The sequence below is a fragment of the Ekhidna sp. genome, from assembly GCF_965228795.1.
GTDB lineage: Bacteria > Bacteroidota > Bacteroidia > Cytophagales > Cyclobacteriaceae > Ekhidna.
Genome location: NZ_OZ245839.1, coordinates 493,203 through 510,362 on the forward strand (window position 1 = coordinate 493,203; position 17,160 = coordinate 510,362).

General features: G+C 40.9%; 18 protein-coding genes. 9 read left to right on the top strand and 9 right to left on the bottom strand.

All coding sequences use genetic code 11. From position 1 onward, the window contains the following. Positions 1 to 15: 15 nt before the first annotated feature. The 7 genes from ACQK2H_RS02160 to ACQK2H_RS02190 all read right to left on the bottom strand — a co-directional run bounded on the left by ACQK2H_RS02160 (position 16) and on the right by ACQK2H_RS02190 (position 6,772). A complete protein-coding gene (locus ACQK2H_RS02160; RefSeq protein ID WP_425389835.1) occupies positions 16 to 2,013 on the bottom strand; it encodes a choice-of-anchor B family protein in 1,998 nt (665 codons plus the stop codon). Between the two features lie 27 nt (positions 2,014 to 2,040). Further along, complete coding sequence (locus tag ACQK2H_RS02165) at positions 2,041 to 2,877, bottom strand: biotin-dependent carboxyltransferase family protein (RefSeq protein WP_425389836.1); 837 nt, start codon at positions 2,875 to 2,877, stop codon at positions 2,041 to 2,043. After that, the gene (gene pxpB, locus ACQK2H_RS02170; RefSeq protein ID WP_425389837.1) at positions 2,865 to 3,554 is read right to left on the bottom strand and encodes a 5-oxoprolinase subunit PxpB; all 690 of its coding nucleotides are present in this window, start codon (positions 3,552 to 3,554) and stop codon (positions 2,865 to 2,867) included. The genes ACQK2H_RS02165 and pxpB overlap by 13 nt, the downstream gene beginning before the upstream one ends. Then, positions 3,520 to 4,257 carry a 5-oxoprolinase subunit PxpA gene (gene pxpA, locus ACQK2H_RS02175; protein WP_425389838.1) on the bottom strand — a complete coding sequence of 246 codons (738 nt, stop codon included), beginning with the start codon at positions 4,255 to 4,257 and terminating at the stop codon, positions 3,520 to 3,522. The genes pxpB and pxpA overlap by 35 nt, the downstream gene beginning before the upstream one ends. Positions 4,258 to 4,377: 120 nt before the next feature. Beyond that, a complete protein-coding gene (locus ACQK2H_RS02180) occupies positions 4,378 to 5,577 on the bottom strand; it encodes an Nramp family divalent metal transporter (protein WP_425389839.1) in 1,200 nt (399 codons plus the stop codon). Further along, positions 5,574 to 6,011, bottom strand: coding sequence for a PaaI family thioesterase (locus tag ACQK2H_RS02185; RefSeq protein ID WP_425389840.1), 438 nt, complete (start codon positions 6,009 to 6,011; stop codon positions 5,574 to 5,576). Before ACQK2H_RS02185 ends, ACQK2H_RS02180 begins: the two co-directional genes overlap by 4 nt. Positions 6,012 to 6,013: 2 nt before the next feature. Next, positions 6,014 to 6,772, bottom strand: a complete 759-nt coding sequence (locus ACQK2H_RS02190; protein ID WP_425389841.1) for an NRDE family protein — start codon at positions 6,770 to 6,772, stop codon at positions 6,014 to 6,016. A gap of 61 nt (positions 6,773 to 6,833) precedes the next feature. Here ACQK2H_RS02190 and ACQK2H_RS02195 point away from each other — a divergent pair, with 61 nt between their 5' ends. Continuing rightward, a complete protein-coding gene (locus ACQK2H_RS02195) occupies positions 6,834 to 7,772 on the top strand; it encodes a CPBP family intramembrane glutamic endopeptidase (protein ID WP_425389842.1) in 939 nt (312 codons plus the stop codon). A 1-nt stretch (position 7,773) separates the two neighbouring features. Further along, on the top strand, positions 7,774 to 8,583 hold the full coding sequence (locus tag ACQK2H_RS02200) for a J domain-containing protein (RefSeq protein ID WP_425389843.1): 810 nt from the start codon (positions 7,774 to 7,776) through the stop codon (positions 8,581 to 8,583). Positions 8,584 to 8,646: 63 nt separating this feature from the next. Here ACQK2H_RS02200 and ACQK2H_RS02205 read toward each other — a convergent pair whose 3' ends face one another. Then, a complete protein-coding gene (locus ACQK2H_RS02205) occupies positions 8,647 to 10,134 on the bottom strand; it encodes an ankyrin repeat domain-containing protein (RefSeq protein ID WP_425389844.1) in 1,488 nt (495 codons plus the stop codon). Positions 10,135 to 10,353: 219 nt separating this feature from the next. Next, a complete protein-coding gene (locus tag ACQK2H_RS02210) occupies positions 10,354 to 11,424 on the bottom strand; it encodes a helix-turn-helix domain-containing protein (protein ID WP_425389845.1) in 1,071 nt (356 codons plus the stop codon). A 177-nt stretch (positions 11,425 to 11,601) separates the two neighbouring features. On the opposite strand from ACQK2H_RS02210, the gene ACQK2H_RS02215 reads away from it, so the two are divergent. The 7 genes from ACQK2H_RS02215 (at position 11,602) to ACQK2H_RS02245 (ending at position 17,157) form a co-directional block, all read left to right on the top strand. Further along, positions 11,602 to 12,735, top strand: coding sequence for a hypothetical protein (locus tag ACQK2H_RS02215; protein ID WP_425389846.1), 1,134 nt, complete (start codon positions 11,602 to 11,604; stop codon positions 12,733 to 12,735). Positions 12,736 to 12,962: 227 nt separating this feature from the next. Then, positions 12,963 to 13,772, top strand: a complete 810-nt coding sequence (locus ACQK2H_RS02220) for an FKBP-type peptidyl-prolyl cis-trans isomerase (RefSeq protein ID WP_425389847.1) — start codon at positions 12,963 to 12,965, stop codon at positions 13,770 to 13,772. Further along, on the top strand, positions 13,769 to 14,476 hold the full coding sequence (locus tag ACQK2H_RS02225; RefSeq protein ID WP_425389848.1) for a DUF6090 family protein: 708 nt from the start codon (positions 13,769 to 13,771) through the stop codon (positions 14,474 to 14,476). The genes ACQK2H_RS02220 and ACQK2H_RS02225 overlap by 4 nt, the downstream gene beginning before the upstream one ends. Positions 14,477 to 14,514: 38 nt before the next feature. Further along, entirely contained in the window at positions 14,515 to 14,637 is a 123-nt protein-coding gene (locus ACQK2H_RS02230) for a hypothetical protein (protein WP_425389849.1), read from the top strand. 67 nt (positions 14,638 to 14,704) lie between these two features. Beyond that, a complete protein-coding gene (yjjX, locus tag ACQK2H_RS02235; RefSeq protein ID WP_425389850.1) occupies positions 14,705 to 15,229 on the top strand; it encodes an inosine/xanthosine triphosphatase in 525 nt (174 codons plus the stop codon). 273 nt (positions 15,230 to 15,502) lie between these two features. After that, on the top strand, positions 15,503 to 16,129 hold the full coding sequence (locus ACQK2H_RS02240; protein ID WP_425389851.1) for a hypothetical protein: 627 nt from the start codon (positions 15,503 to 15,505) through the stop codon (positions 16,127 to 16,129). Further along, positions 16,126 to 17,157 carry a WD40/YVTN/BNR-like repeat-containing protein gene (locus ACQK2H_RS02245; RefSeq protein WP_425389852.1) on the top strand — a complete coding sequence of 344 codons (1,032 nt, stop codon included), beginning with the start codon at positions 16,126 to 16,128 and terminating at the stop codon, positions 17,155 to 17,157. The genes ACQK2H_RS02240 and ACQK2H_RS02245 overlap by 4 nt, the downstream gene beginning before the upstream one ends. Positions 17,158 to 17,160 lie beyond the last annotated feature (3 nt).

The following is a 17,160-nucleotide window of genomic DNA, read 5'->3' on the forward strand; positions in this document are numbered from 1 at the left end:
ACTAATTGTCAGTATTTATCGACTTACAAGAAACTTTCTGGAAATCAACGTATTACCAGCCTTTATATTCAACACATACATCCCTTCGGGAAAATTGCTCATAGAAAGTTGCGCGCGATTATTTTGAATGCTTTTGAATAGAACCCGTTTGCCCTGCATCGAATAAATCTGCACTTCAAAAGATCCATAGTGTTGACTTTCAATCGTCAGGCTTTCTCTAACTACTGAAGGATAGGTGTCAAAACGTGCTTCCTCTAAGCCGGCAACCACCAGCTCCAGGCTCTGAATAGTGGTATCACTTGTGCACTCGTTTGATGCAATAAGCATCACATCAAATATACCATCTCCGGCAAATGAATGCGATGGGTTTTCCACTGATGAAAACATACCATCTCCAAAATTCCAGACGAATTCTTCAGCATTTATAGAGTTATTCTCAAACGTGATGTCACCGGTAATGCTGGTGATATTATAGCTGAAGTCAGCTCTTGGGCTATCGATAACTGTAAGTGTTATTGGGTGAGAGATTACTTCATCCATACCCTTAGTAACCACGCATCTATATTGATTTCCACTTTGAGATAGCTCCAATGTATGGGCGTGCATTGTTGTGGTTTGAGTGTTTTTATATCGTTCAAAATTCTCAATATTTTTAAATCCAGACCCGTCATTAATTTGCCACTGATAGGATAGATCATCACCAAAGGCCACTAAAGGGATGTCCAGGTGTTCACCCACACAGGCTGTTACATCTTGTGGTTGCTCAGAAATAAAAACCGATTGCATTTTCAACACAAAAAGCCCATTGGTGATATCGCAGATCACAATATTCCCGGAAGGGAAATAAGGATAATTGCTCCATGCACCATCAAATGTCGTGGCATCATTAGATACGTAAGTATCAAAATAAGCCACTTCTTTTAGTGTACCATTGCTAATGCCTGCAGTATCCAGTACCCGCAATCCTTTCGTATAATTGGCTTCAAATACATACTGATTCAATGTATACAGGTTGTGGTCTATTGCATTGTCCTCATGCTCATAATAGCCGAGGAATTTAGGAGCATCCAGGTCTTCCATATCCCAGATGAAGGTTCGTGTTTTTTGGGAAAGCTGAACCTCGTCAAGCTCATCATTCGATAAAAAATATCGATGATCCGGTGTGAGCCAGCCCTGATGCACATATCGAGCCCCTTCATATCCGTTTTTAGAAATAAGTGTGATGTCGTTTTTATTAGTGACGTCTACTACTACAACATCTTCCTCATTGGAATTGAAGCAAATTTCTTTTCCCTGATGATCCGGATCGGGTCCCTGATAAATCACACATTGGGCATCATGCGTATACCCATCATCATCAAAGCAGCCGGCAAAAGTGGGGTTTTTAGGATCCGATAGGTCTATGATATGCAAACCTCCGACAGAGCAGGTGCTTCCGTCATTAGTATTAAATCCAACTGCGTAAGCAAATCCTGTTTCTTCATTGATCACAATGTTGTGTGCCTTTCCAATTCCGGCATAGTGTCCTGCTTCTGCGAATTGATTATCCTTTGATGGGCTAGCAACATCTCTAAGTTCAGTCAGATCAAACACCTGCAAGCCATGACCGGGATCTTCGCTCACAATGTACGCGTGGTTTTGGTATACTTTGATGTCACGCCAAACAGACTTTGCTCCATCATGCAAGGTTTGATTGGCCGAACTGTTTTGAGAATTGTGCTCAATGAGGACGCCCAACACAACCGGGTTGGCCGGATCGGAGATATTAACAAATGAGGTGCCATTGGTCATTCCTACCAGCGCATATTCTCGATTCGTCTCTGGATCTACCCAGCCCCAAATATCATTTAACCAGCGTCCATCCAATTCTTCTGCGCCCAAATCAAGAACCGAAACTCTGGATTGCAGATCGATTCCTAAACAATCATAACTTCCTGCTTTGCCATCTTCACAAGGGGTTTGAGAGAATGAACTAACAGACCAGAACAAAAACAGCACCCTCAGAATTTTCATGCTTTCGAAATTAGGCGATCCGTTGAACTAATCATCTTTCATTTTAACAATTACTTCCTTGCCAACCCTGATTTGGGCAATTCTACTCAAATCTTCATCAACAACTTTGCCAATTCGCGGATATCCACCGGTTGTTTGGCAGTCATTCATTAAAATGATCGGTTGACCATCAGGTGGTAACTGAATGGTACCGGGGATCACTGCAGATGAGGCAATCTCATGATAATCGCACTCAAGGTTTGCTCCTTTGAGTCGAACGCCCATCCTGTCACTTGAGGCATCTATTTGGAAAACTTTTGACGCTGGCAATTCTTTTAATAATTCCCATTCCGGCCCTTTCATGATTCTTATTTCTGTTACTCCTGAATCACCACGGTTAGGGATAGCCCCATTTTTATAAATGGGTGAATGTTTGCTGGTTGTCACCATATCTCCTTTGCGAATATTTCTACCTTCTATTCCTCCAAATCCCGCACGCTGATATGTAGAAAAACTTCCAAAGTCTTGTTTGGCGGATAGCAGCCCACTTAATGCGAGGTATCCATACATGTACTCAGGGGCCGATATTTTTACCTGATCTCCTTTTCTAAGCTGTCGGTTAGGTTTTGACCGTTCATCGTTCACCATTAAATCTGCACCTACAGTTGCGATGAATGTATCTTCCAACACTTCGCATTCAATACCACTCATGGCAAATTCAATTACAGGAAACTCATTGGGATTACCGGCTAGTTGATTTGCGACGATCATGAATTCTTTATCCATCGCTCCTGACTGAGGTATACCATATCTTCGAAATCCAAACCTGCCAAAGTCTTGAATGGATGTCAGAGGGCCTGTTTTAGTAATTCTTATTTTTCCCATGCCTCAAACTCCTCTTTCGTGATTCGAAAAAACTTGTAGCTCATTCCAACATCGATTAACATGGGCGGGTCATTTGAAACATCAAATATTTTTTTTGGCGTTCGGCCGATGATGTTCCATCCACCCGGACTGGCTAATGAATAAATACCTGTTTGATTGCCTGCAATGCCCACAGAACCATTCGGAATTTTTTGTCTTGGATTCTCCAACCGGGGACATGCTATCTGAGGATTCAGTCCGTCAGCATATATAAAGCCGGGTGTGAATCCAATAAATACGGACCGATAAGTGCCTTTTAGGTGCATGTCAATGATGTCTTCTACAGATAGGCCGGTATGTTTTGACACTCGATCCAAATCCAGACCTAATTCATAGCAAATGGGTAATTTGATGGTCTTCCGGAATTGTTTCTCATGAGTTGCTTTACTTGATTTTCCAGACAACCTTTCCTGTAAATCTTCAATGGAGCATTCACCAAATATGGCAATTGAGTGATATGCCGGAACAATATCTTTTAGTCCATTCTGAAGTTCCGCTTCAATAATACGGACACTGCGGTGGATAATTTCAATGGGTGTGTCTTTGGGGCATTCCAATAATATCACCTGTTCTCCCAGGTAAGATGCCTTCCAGGAAACTTCGTTAAACTGCAGCGATTTGGACTCCTTTGTTGACAAGGTGATTGTTAATTTCTTTGGCTAAAGTTACGGCTCCTTCTGTATCACTGTGCAAGCAGATGGATTGGACATTAATCTCAAGCCAATTGTCTGCCATGACTCTATGATGAAGTGCGAGCTGCTCAACTTGTTCTATTACCTGTTGCTTCTTTAATACCGCTCCTTCCAATGCGCGTGAGCGTAGTGACCCATCGGACTCATATTTACGATCCGCAAAACCCTCTGCGATGAAAGGATGATTGTGTTTGTTTGCTACACTTTCTGTGATTGAATTGGCTAGTCCCATCCAGTAAATACCTGGTGCTGTTTCTTTCAATACTTCCAATACCAATTCAGAGATGAACGTATCAGCCGCAGCATGATTATACAATGCACCATGAGGTTTGATGTGATGGAGATTTGCGTCCTCTTCCTCGCAGATACGATTTACAAGTTCAATCTGTTGAGAAATGCTTTCAGCAAGCTCGCTTGGTTGTATTTGAAGAATTTTTCTTCCAAAGTTTTCACGGTCCGGATAAGAGGGATGTGCACCAATTGCCACTTTATGTTGTAATGCTAATCTGATTGTTTGTCGTACAGACTGCTCATCCCCAATGTGTCCTCCGCAAGCGATATTACACGAAGAGATGTAAGGCATGATTTGCTCATCCAGATTTGTTCCGGGATGTTCTCCCAGGTCTGCGTTTAGGTCGATAGTTAGCATGCTTCAATTTAAAAAAAGTGAAGGTCATGCTGAACTTGTTTCAGCATCTTCATCATATTCGGGAAAAAAATAAGCTTGATGGACACTAAAAACGAGTTCAGGGTGACATACAGTTTGATACTAAATAAACTCAAACACACTGTTCAAGCTTCGGAAGCTAACGACCAAACTGACGGCTATCACTAAAAGTGCCAGCCCATTTTGCCAGGTTTTGTTAATGTATGAACTGAGTAATGCCTTTTTATTGCAGAGATAAATCAGGAAAAATACAATGACCGGTAAAAGAATGCCATTCGCAACCTGGGCCACCTGAATGACCTCAATTGGTTTGTATCCAAGCAGTGAGAAAAGTGTTCCGACACCAAGAATAAACATCCATATCACTCGGAACTTACCACTCTTAAAACTGGTATCCCAACCGAAAATACCCTTAGCAGTATAGGCAGCAGCCAGTGGGGCAGTAATGGCTGAAGAAATACCTGCTGCAAAAAGTCCGAGCGCTAAAAAATACTTGGCCCAGCTCCCTAGCAGCGGTTCAAGCTGCATAGCCATCTCATTGATTCCACTCACTCCCTTTCCAAAAATGGTAGCGGCACTGGTAATCACAATAGCCATCGATATGAGTCCTCCCAATCCAATTGCAATACCATTTTCTATTTGTAAATCTTTGAGGTCATCTGCAGATGTCCATTTTTGGCTGACGGAAGAAGCATGTAAAAACAGGTTGTACGGAACAATGGTGGTTCCTATAAGTCCTAGAATAGCCAATTGATTCTTCTCGGTTAGAGAAGGGACGAAAACCCCTTTGAGAATGGCTGAAAAATCCGGCTGAACCATCACAGCTGTGATTAAGAAAACCAGGCTCATTAAGATCACAAGTGCAATAAGAATTTGCTCTATAATCTTCACTTTTCCAATGTACAAAATGCCAAATGAGATTGCTCCGATGATCAATGCCCATGGAATAGTTTCTCCAAAAATTCCCGATATGCCAAGAACAGCTCCCGAAATATTTCCAGCCTCATAAGCGGCATTTCCAATAATAATGGCAGTGAAAACCAGGGCAATTGCGAATGTTTTAGCTACCGGGCTTTCAATTTGAGACCGAATGGCTTCCCCAAGACCCTTCTGGGTGATCAATCCCAATCTGGCTGTCATTTCCTGTAAGATGATGGTAGATATGGTCGCGAAGAGCAGTACCCAAAGCAACGTATACCCAAAGTTGGCACCACTAAGCGTGCATACAGTTAATGTCCCAGGACCAATAAATGCGGCAGTTACGAGTGTGCTGGGGCCGAAGTATTTTTTTATTCCTTTCATTTATATCCAATTTCAGGAGATAATTTCACCTTACTTTTCACAAAAATACCCTGACCATAACCCACTACTTTTCCTGCTTCATTTAGTAATTCTGATTTGGCAGTATAGGAGCCATTATCCTCAATTAGTAGTTCTCCTTTGGCCAGAATTTGACCGTCAGTAACAGGTCGTTTGAAGTGGATTTCAAAAGATTTTGTCAAGACAAAAGCATCTTCTACCACGGAATTTACCGCAAAAAAAGCCGCATCATCCAGTAGCTTGAAATATACCGAACCATGCATGGCTCCAAGTGCGTGAAAATATTTGGCGACCACAGTAAGCCCAATTTCAGCCTTCCCTTGCGTGATATGTACGGTGGTGGTATCAAAAAGCTGAGTGTTAACATTCGCTGAAAGGTACATTCGTTCTAGTTTGCTAAAGTGCTCGGCAGTCATTCCTAATCAATTCTAAATTCAAACGATACCGCCCCTTCTTTTCGATTGCCTACCGGATAGCTTTTTTCCATGAACTTGACATTGCCGTCATAATCTATGGTTAATGCAGTGGTGCAGCAGGTTCCATAATCGGGGGTTTGTATACACATTGCAGAAATGGCTTTTTCTCTTTCATAATCCAGACCTGTTTCAGGAAGTTGATCGTCAGGTGCAGTTTGTGTGTCCTGCATCATTTCAATCATTTGCTCCATTCGAAAGGGTTGCTTGATAAGGGTGCCGAAGCTTCGTTTGGCTCGTTCAACTTTAGGCCATGGAGTATCCAATAGCGCATTGCTAAGGCCATAAATTCCCGGGTCTAAAAGGTTGACGCCTTTGTCATAGTTACTTACATGCGCAAGCTCATGATCCATGGTAAGAAGATTAAATCCATTGTATTTATTCCCTTCGTTCAGCACCTTTCTGGAATAGGTGGAGGGCTTTTCTTTACCGAGGAGGTAATTTACCGGCAGGTCTCCTCTGGACTGAGCATCAGCTTTTATGTTTTGAATGTCGCGGTAATTGGTAACAGCAGCGAACCGACCATTTTTATTTATCGCCATCCATGTTCCCTTGGCCTCAAGGTCTCTTCCTCCTAAAATTTCAGGGTGGTCAATCCACCAATGAGCAATAGCTGTTGGTCGTGCATAGAATTCGTCCCTATTAGCGGCTAATATCAGTTTGTATTTAGGGTGGGCTTTATAGGCAAATGTGATTAAGCACATAAGGGCTTTCGCTTTGGTTTTGAATATCTAATTTAGGATTTCATTTTTATAAACCGTCTCAATGAAGCAAGTTCTTCGCTACCTCAAAGAATATCAACGATCGCATTTTGATTGGAAACTATACGGGACCATTTTGGTATTTACTACCATTTGCATCGCATTAAATTATCGTTTTGATTTTGAGGATGGAGTAATCGATTCTTATACCGGACAGCCAATCAAATGGCTATGGATGTTCCTGTTTCATGGGAGCCCATTTTTTATTGTATGCCTTATTCTTTATGCCTTCGGGAAGAAACAAGCATGGCTGACGAGTAAAAGCTACTGGGTGAAGTTCATAATCGGTTTTGGATTGCTCGCACTGGACCGATCATTTTATGGATTTGATGAATGGTTCAAGGCACTGCCTAAACTTGAGTATCACTTTGTGATTCGGTGCGTGCATTGGGCATCTAGTCTCATTCTGGTGGTTATTCCCATGATGATTCTGTATCCATTTCTTGAGAAAGATGAGCTGAGGAACTTTTACGGAATGAGTTGGAGAAAATTTGATCCTAAACCGTACCTGATTTTGCTTGGCATTGCAGCTGTATTCATTGGAATAGGATCGTTTATAGGAGATATCCAGGATTTTTATCCGAGATACAAAGCCTCCGGAGCAAAATTATACTTGCATGCAAATCCAAATGTTGCGGAAGGCTGGCTGGTAGCATTTTATGAACTGTGTTATGGCAGCAATTTCATTTCAGTAGAATTGATATTTAGAGGGTTTCTGATTTTTGCTTTTCATCGCACGCTAGGAGGGTATGCCGTTTTGCCGATGGTCGTGACCTATGCTTTTTTGCATTTTGGCAAACCCATGGGAGAAACGATAAGCTCAATTTTTGGAGGTTATATCCTCGGGATTATTGCTTTCAATAGCCGAAATATCTGGGGAGGGATATTCATTCACTTAGGTGTTGCCTGGCTGATGGAATTATTTGGATGGATGCAGCAATAGGATGAAAGAACATTATCTGGCAAAGCTTGGATTGAAAGCAGGTGCTTCCAAGACTGAAATAAAGAAAGCCTATCGAAAGCTTTCAAAAAAGTACCATCCGGATTTATCAAAAGATCCGAATGCCACGGAGAAATTCATTGAAATAGATAAGGCTTACGATTATTTGTTGGATTATCGTTCAGAGAAGGACCATCATACTGCACCGTCGGCTCATCAGACTCATTATGCCCAAACTCAAGAATCTGCTTACGAAAAGTGGAGAAAGGCCGCTCGTGAACAACAGAAAAGAGCTGCTTATGAAAAGGCTTTATATCAGCTTCAATTAGTAAAAAAGTTTAACAGTGTGTGCAGGTTCTTCATTATCCCACTGTTCATTTTTAATGTGTTGCTACTGACTGATTGGCTACTTCCTAAGAAAGTGGATGAGCAAAGAATTATAGCTTTAGATCACATCTATGAGCGATCTCGCAATACGAGTTACTACTCTTATGATAGAATCACCTTTGAGCGTGTTAGCATTTTGGTAGCCAAAGGATCTGCGTCTAAGGTTGAAAGTGCTGCTTCTGGTGTTGTGGTGACGACACAAATTTTTAATCTTCCTCGATCTTGTGAAATCGTGATTGCTGATCAAAAAGTGTTTTTCGAGCAGATTTTAGGGCTCTATGATATGTTTGGGTTCTTGATTCCTTTTGTTTTGGTGTTGGGAATTTTATTTCTTTTTGTAAAACAAACACCTAATGCCAAACTCTCAATTGCCTGTATTTTAATTTTTATTTTCTTTTTTCAACTCTATGTTTTCCTTGGCACTTAGTTGCCCTTAATTCAAACATGATTGATCAGTCGCTTTTGTGAATAACCTTTAGTACAATTTCAGCTATTCACTTGAAAGAATAAACTGAACTTCCACTTTTCCAAACCACTCCGGCTTCTCACCATTTGGGTAGGTTTCATCATACATTCGAAAGTATAGTTTATCACCATCGATCCGATATTTATAATACTGTTTACCTCCCTCAAAGCCGGGAACTTTGGCAATATCTGGTAAAGCCAACATTACGTTATCATCGGTTAACTCATATGGACCCGTGTTAAAAACGATACTTTTGAATCCGGCTAGGATTTCACTATCAGTTGGTTTCGATAGATTTTTGAAAGGTACTCGGGGAGCCCAGGAAGGATTGTACATGATGCTATATCGCTTTTCATCAATCAATAAACTGCCTTGATGGACATCCACTTTGTACGTGGTGTCTTCGTAGATGTAATGGATTTCATCCATTTTCCATGAATCAATAAGCTCATTGTCCTTGGACCGGTGAGACTCTATATAATTTTTTAGTTCTTTATTATTCGAAGCGATGGTCAATGTGTAGGCGGTATATTGATCTTCCAGGCATTTTGTGGAATAGCTGGCACCAAGCTCAATAAGAAGTTTGGCTGTTTCGTTGTTTTGATAAAAAATGGACCAATGAAGTGCGGTGGATTGATTGATGATGTCTTTTTGGTTGATAAGCGCACCATCATCCACCAGTTGTTTAATGATTTCTGTGTGGCCCCCTACTGCAGCTCCTATTAATGCTGTTAACCGGTATTTTTCACCGGCTCTGTTTACGTCTGCTCCATTGTTTAAGAGTGCTTTTACGATATCTGAATTTCCACTTCTTGCTGCAATTGTAAGCGGAGATTGCCCTACTTTATTCAATGCATTAGGATTTGCTCCTAGATCTAATAGCAAATTGACCATTTTCAAGTCGCCGGATCTTACTCCATGATGTGGCGCAGACATCCCAAGCCCATCGGCAACATTAGGATCTGTTCCTTTACCAATAATGGATTCAACCTTAGCATATTTTTTTTCCCTGATTAAATCCATGAGTTGCCGAGTGGAGGCAGCAGTTTCTTGATCAAGAACAGAGCCCCTGAAAACATTAATGACCGAATCCGTATGCCAGAGTCTAAAAGCTACATCCAAAGCATCGCCATGCTTACTTTTGATTTGAAGGTTTGCGCCTGCATCAATCAGTTTTCTCATGTTTTGTACGTAACCATAATAGGTGGCCCAATTGATTGCAGGATCACCATTGGTATCTACCTCATCCAGTGATGCTCCGGAAGAAATTAATAGGTCCAGTATTTTCCCGTCTTGGAAACCGCTGGCATACATCAAAGGGGTAGCTTGCAGGCTGGAACTGAACTTCATGTCCGGATTTGCACCGGCGGCTATTAGCTCACTAACTCTATTTGGATCATTTGCTTGCACAGCTACTTGGAGCAAGCTGTCAAGGTTGGTCTCTTGGGCCGCAGATGATACCTGATGTGCAATAAATAAAATGATTAACGGAAGAGCTCGATTGATTTTCATTACTGTTTTATGAAAGTGTGATTGCTTATGAAAAAGACAGGAGATAAATAATTAGTATTTATCCCCTGCTTATGATACAACTCAAAATGAACCCGCTTAATCCTCTTCATATTCACACTTAATTTAATGTGCTAAACAGGGGCTCTTTTGAAAAGTAGGTGGCTAATCTAGCGGATGGTGCTCGTTAAAAAAGCGCAAATACACACCAAGAAGTAAGCTTTAATTTTCCTTTACTCTTTTTATGGATTTTCTAAATGATGCCGGGGTTTCATTGTGCACGCGGGAAAATGCCTTGTAGAATGTGACTTTATTATTGAATCCGGAATCTATCGCAATGGCTTCAATCTTGTAATGGTCGTACTTGGGGTTTGACAGCAGACCTACTGAAAACTTGATTCTAAAGTCATTTAAAAATTCGTTGAAATTTGTATTAAGCAGCCTGGAGAGTGTCTGAGAAATTTTGTGAGAAGGTATATCCAAGGATGTAGCAACTTCAGATAAGCTAAGGTCTTTATTCAAAAAAATCTTCTCTGTCTCAAACAGGTTTATTACGCGATTTACAATTATTTCCATCTCTGCTTTACTCAGTGTTGATGACAAATACTTTCCCCCGAGTTGTGTGAGGAATTTTGGATTGCTGTAAAGCAGGAAGCCAATAAACAGGAAGAACAATGAAACGCAAAAATAGTAGGGGGTGAAATCCCGCCAATTATTTGCAAATTCAACAAAAAATGAAAAAAGCAATGCACAGGCGATGTAAATACAAAAGACTGCAGACAAGTAAACTTTATTGGTTATCTCAAGTGAAGAGAAGAATTTTCTTATGGTTATGAAACAGATGATTGCATAGATGCTTACATGTATTGCGATGGAATAATTATAGTAAAGGAATCGGGGGAAAAATTCACTTGTAAGTATTTCCAGTCGCGCTTTTCCATCAAACTCCAGGTACACATCTCTCATTAGAACCACCATCAATATTGAAGGGATAAAGTGGAGTAGGTGTTTCGCCTTGAGGCCATCTCTACTCGCATCAAAAGAACGGACATGGAAGTAAAAAACGGGTCCATATAAAAGACCACTTGGAAAAATATACAACCCAACAAACTGGGGATATAGCTCCAGAATTTCGCTGGTGGCATACAAGAACTCAAGAATTTGAAAACTATATAATGTGATAAAAAGTGCTATAGAACGATTTCTCAGCCATGGCTTTCTGAAAAAGAGCGCTCCTGAAATAAAAATTCCAAGAAGGGCAAGAATAAAAAGTATGAATCTTAAGGCTGTCAATTTTTATCGTTTGGCACTGACAGAACAACATTATAAATAATCACCATTACTACCATTCCAAAGCACACTTCTGCATCTATCCTTCGAAATCATTTCATCCACAATATGATCAATTTCATAGATTTATATTAATAATGGCGTAATCTTTGACTTAGTCATTGTAAAACTTATTGAGCCATGAAGCATCTCATACCTCTCTTTCTGATCCTTGTTTTAAGTGCCTGCTCAAGCGGAAAAAAACAGTTTGAAAAAGGTAATTATGAAGCATCTGTTTCCACTGCTGTAAACAGGCTTCAAAAGAGTCCCGGTAATAAAAAGGCTCGGGAGACTTTGAAAAAAGCATACCCAATGGCACAGAAGGTTAATTTAAATCGCATCAAGCGATTAAAATCTTCTCAGGATAGATTTAAGTGGGATATGATTACGTCATCTTATGCCAGACTCAATCAGATGTATGAACAAATCTGGAGATGTCCGGCATGTCTTGAAATTTTGCCAAATGTGCAGAATTATCGTTCAGAATTTGAGCAAGCAGCTGTATTAGCAGCTGATGAACGATACGATGCAGGTATCGAGGAACTACAAAAAGGAACCAGGGAAGCGGCTATTGATGCCTATGGGCACTTTCAGCGGGTGCAGCAACTAAGACCGAATTATAAAGACACTCCGCAAAAAATTGAGGAGGCAAGATATTATGCTACGCTCAAAGTGGTCATTGATCAAATTCCAGTGCACTCAAGATCGTTAGGTCTAAGTCATGAATTTTTCCAAAATCAGCTTTATGAGTTTGTGCAGAGAGGCGGTTTCAATGAATTCGTGAGGTTTTATAGTCCGGTCGAAGCGAATAATGAAGGGCTTGATCAGCCGGATCATGTCATTGTGTTACAGTTTGACGATTTTGTGGTAGGCCAGACTTACGTCAAAGAATCTACACGGCAATTAAAGCAAGACAGTGTAGTCGTTGGTACCGTTGATGTGGACGGGGAAACAAAAGATGTGTACGGGACAGTCGAAGCGGAGTATACAGAATATGCTAAATATCTGGATTCGCGCGGATTGCTGGACATGAAGATTTATGATGCCCGTACCAATAAAGTGTTGCTTCAACGTAAGATGCCTGGTGAGTACCAGTGGCTATCCGAGTGGGCTAGCTTTAATGGAGACAAAAGAGCTTTGAGCCGTGAACAGCTTGCAAAGATTAATCTAAAAGAAGCACCAAGTCCTCCGCCACAGTTTCTCTTTGAACAATTCTGCAGCCCTATTTACGATCAGGCCGTCGGACATATCAGAAGGTTCTATCGGAATTATTGAAAAATTATAAAGCGTTTTTTCGGTCGGAATGCCGTTAGTCCACTAGCTGATACAGATTTTGCATTACGAGATTAGGATTGATGCTGTTTTCAAAGGTCTTATTAATATTAGGATGCCCTTCTGACCAAGGAAGAATCTCAGTATAACTTGTGCTGTGAGACATCCTTTGATTACTCAGATGTCATAAAATTATGCGATATTAAAAGTTTCATTTAAACCTAACCAACATGAAACTTCGCTACCTGGTCATTGTTGCCATTGCTATTGGCTGTAGTCAAAATCAATCAAAAAATGAAAGCGCTCTAATTCCCATTGACACCATTCAAACAGGAAGCGGACTTCAATATTATTACCTGAAAAAAGGAGAAGGAAAACCGATCGAAGAAGGCTCAAAGGTTGAGGCCTACATGCGATTGTATCTTAATGATGTAGATACAGTATTTTGGTCAACGGATACAAGTGAAGATTCAGTTTTCACATTTATTCAAGGAAGAACTACGCTGATCAAAGGTGCCCTGGAATTGTACCCTTTATTGAAGGAAGGTGATGAGGTGGTTGCCATAATGCCTGACTCCATCGCTTATGGAAAATCGGACAGCAGAGGCTTGCCCGGAGGCTCTACATTAACCTTTAATCCTATTGAAATAAAGCGGGTATCTAAACCGAAAAAGCTATTGATAGACACACTTCGATCAGTCTTTGAAAATGAGACAGTAGAGCAAATGATGAAGGCTTACAATGGCATTGCAAATTCCTCTCTTAGGGAAAAGTTTCACATGAGCGAGAAAGCCGATTTATATGAAGTTTTAAAAGAAGGAAACAGAAATGAAGAGCTGGAGCAGGTTGCTCTCCAATTTGAAGCGATGGCTAACACGATGGAAGAGAAAAGATCAGCATGGTACAATCAACTTTATGCAATTGAAAGTCGAGGAGACAGCACCAGATTAATCCAGCGTGTCAGGGAAATAGTGGAGATGGATCCTGAGACACCTTATTGGAAAGAAGTGTTAGAAAGCATGGAAAATCCTTCGGAATGAAACGCATCTTAACCACCCTCTCTGAAAAATGGGCTGAGTATTTACTTGAAATTTTGGTCATCACCATTGGTATCCTTGGGGCTTTCGCTCTCAACAGTTGGAATGAAAACCGAAAAGAAAGAATATTTGAACGAAGCATCCTTGAACAAGTCAAAATAGGGCTGGAAAAAGATATCAGTGATCTCAACTACAATATTTCTCAACATCAGAAGTCTGTAAAGGCACAGCAAAAGATCCTCAACTGGCTCCAATCTGATGACCCCATTGTAGATTCTCTTTGCATTGATTTTGCAGCAACAAATGTTTTTACTGCGTTCGTATCAAATGATGAGGCTTTTGAAACGCTGAAGTCTAATGGTGTTGGCATTTTAAGTAACGATAGCTTAAAAAATGTATTGGTGCATCTCTATGAGAATACCTACGATTACCATGATGAAATGGAACATATTTACAATGAGTGGATGCTGTTGAAATTGAAAACCATCGACCCCTCATTTTTTGATGGCTTCTTTGTAGATTCTACAAGCCCGGATTATGAGGGATGTCAGATTCCTACTGATATCAAACGACTAAAAAATTCAACTGAATATCGTTTTCACTTAAGGAACCTATTGGAGTTTAATACCATATATATTCGGTTGATGCAGAGGTGTAAAGCGGAAGCAGAAGGTCTTATATATTTGATTAACGTTGAGTTAGAATAGACTAACATGAAATAACTTTTCACATCAATAACAATCACATGGGACTTTTTTGGGACTTAATACAGCAAGATCAAATTGAAAATCAGAAAGTAAAGTCAGCTTCGTTGGAAGAGCGAGTAGACATGCTTGAAAAAGAGCTGATAGCACACGAAAACTGCTAATGGACACCTTACACGTGCTTGAAAAGCATGTGGGTCAGGACATTGATAACGACGGAAAAATTGGTCGATGAAAATCATTGTCGCTTCTAAAAATCCTGTCAAAATTAATAGCACCCAAAACGGGTTTAGTCAAGTATTTCCTGAGGTATCATTAGAGTTCATTGGTTATTCAGCACCTTCTGGTGTCTCCGACCAACCCATGACCAATGAGGAAACGTTACAAGGGGCCAAAAATCGAGCGAAGCACATTAAAAACGAATACCCGGGAGCAAGTTTCTGGGTAGGCATAGAGGGAGGAATTGAAGATACCGAAGACGGTATGGAGGCCTTTGCCTGGGTGGTCATTTTATCAAACGATCAAACGGGCCATTCCCGAACGAGTTCGTTTTTCCTTCCGCCAAAAGTGAGGGAATTAGTGCTTAAGGGTGTAGAGCTGGGTCATGCCAATGATCAGGTGTTTGAAGAGCACAACTCCAAGCAAAAAGGAGGAGCAGTCAGTTCTCTTACTAACGGATTACTGGGCAGGACGGAGTATTACGAGCAGGCAGTGATTTTGGCGCTCATTCCATTTGTGAATAAGGAGCTTTATTGATGCCACTCTCCTTCCTCCTCCGTAATACCCTTCGAAAGCCAAACCTATCAACTCTCCCCTAACCCCTCTCTAATATTAGAGAGGGGAAGGAATTTCTGAAGAAATTCAGGGGTGAGTTAAAAATGATTATCTTCAATCTAAAATCAATCAATCACCTAATCTTCAAATCGCTGTGCTCTTCAAAACCCTATAGAGTCACTTATTTTCACACTAAAGTAAATTGTTCAATCATTCTCCTTCACTAGCTTTGAATATCAATTCAAAACAAGCTATATGGATCTTAAAGAACTCATCAAACAAATAGTATCCTCTCCCAAACTACATGCCAAATGGCTCAACTCCCTCTCCATGATGGAGAATACTGGAGCCAGAAAAATCTCCGCTTCCGAACATGATCATTTGGTAAACGAAATTGTGTTGAAGCATGCCGCAGAAGAGGCACGCCATGCCTACTATCTAAAAAGCCAGATTAAAAAAACCGGATTCGAAGGATGTAAAACCTACCTATCTCATGAGCTTTTGGCCCCCGTACAAAGCGCCCAATACTTACACGCACTAGACACTTTTATAAGTAGGTATCTGAAAAATGAGCTTGGTTTTTCTGGTAAAGAACTCAAATATGCAGCTTATCTCCTCGTGACGTATGCGATTGAAGTCCGCGCTGATGAATTGTACCCTATCTATGAAGAGGTACTGCGAGAAAATGAAAGCAAAATAAGTGTTCGGATGATTGTTGTAGAAGAGCAAGGGCATCTGGAGGAAATGATCCAACAGATGGATGACTTCTTTGGTGACTGGAAAAATCATGCAGACTATGTATTATCACTCGAGCAAAGACTCTTCGAAAAATGGGTAGCAGCTATTCAAAAATCCACTCAAACTAAACCAGCATACGCGTGAAATTTCTAAAGCTCATAAGTATCTCTTTAGTAATAGTGAGCTGTTCTAAAAAGGAGGTTAAGCCACAAATAGTAAACATAGAATCACCAACAAAGTCGCTGTTGCAAGCCATAAGCATCGTAGACGAAAACACTACCTGGATTAGTGGGCATGACGCTACATTCGTCAGAACACAAGATGGCGGTGATACTTGGGAGCTTTTCAATCACCCAACAGGTGACTCACTTCAATTTAGAGATGTGCATGGGTTTAATAAAAACAAAGCTGTCTTGATGTGTGCAGGATCAGGCCCCCTATCCAGGATTTTCACTTTTACCGCACCAGATAAATGGGAAGAAAATTTTGTGATGCAAGATTCGCTAGGCTTTCTTGATTGCATCGGTTTTTGGGATGATCAAAGGGGGATTGCTTATGGCGATGCAATTGATAGCTATCCTTACATTTTACTTACATCGGATGGAGGAAAATCCTGGATTAGAGCGGATTCAACCAACATGCCCAAAGCAGGCAAAGGCGAAGGTGGTTTTGCAGCCAGTGGCACTTGTGTCACGACCGGTGATAATGGCAAAGCCTGGATAGCAACAGGTGCCGGAGGCAACTGCAGATTCCTAACCACAGAAGATTATGGTCAGTCATGGAAGGAAGTAGACTCTCCATTAGTGACCGGTGATGCTGCCGGAAACACCTCCGTCTCCTTCGTTGGTGATTCTGGGGTTGTTACGGGTGGAGATCTCTTAAAACCCAACGAATACACAAATAATTGTGCGTTTAGCACAGATGGTGGAAGTACGTGGGAGCTAGCCAGCCAACCACAAACTGTAGGCGCTTTTTATGGAAGTGCAATCACCAAAACTGACAATGAAATCTTTGCCTTTATCTGTGGTCCGAGCGGTATAGACTACACCGTTGATAAGGGTCAAAACTGGATCAAACTTGATTCAGCTAACTATTGGGCGATCAGCATGAAAGGAAAAGTTGGATATGCCAGCGGTACCGATGGCAAAATTTTGCGAATCAAAATTCAATAGTGT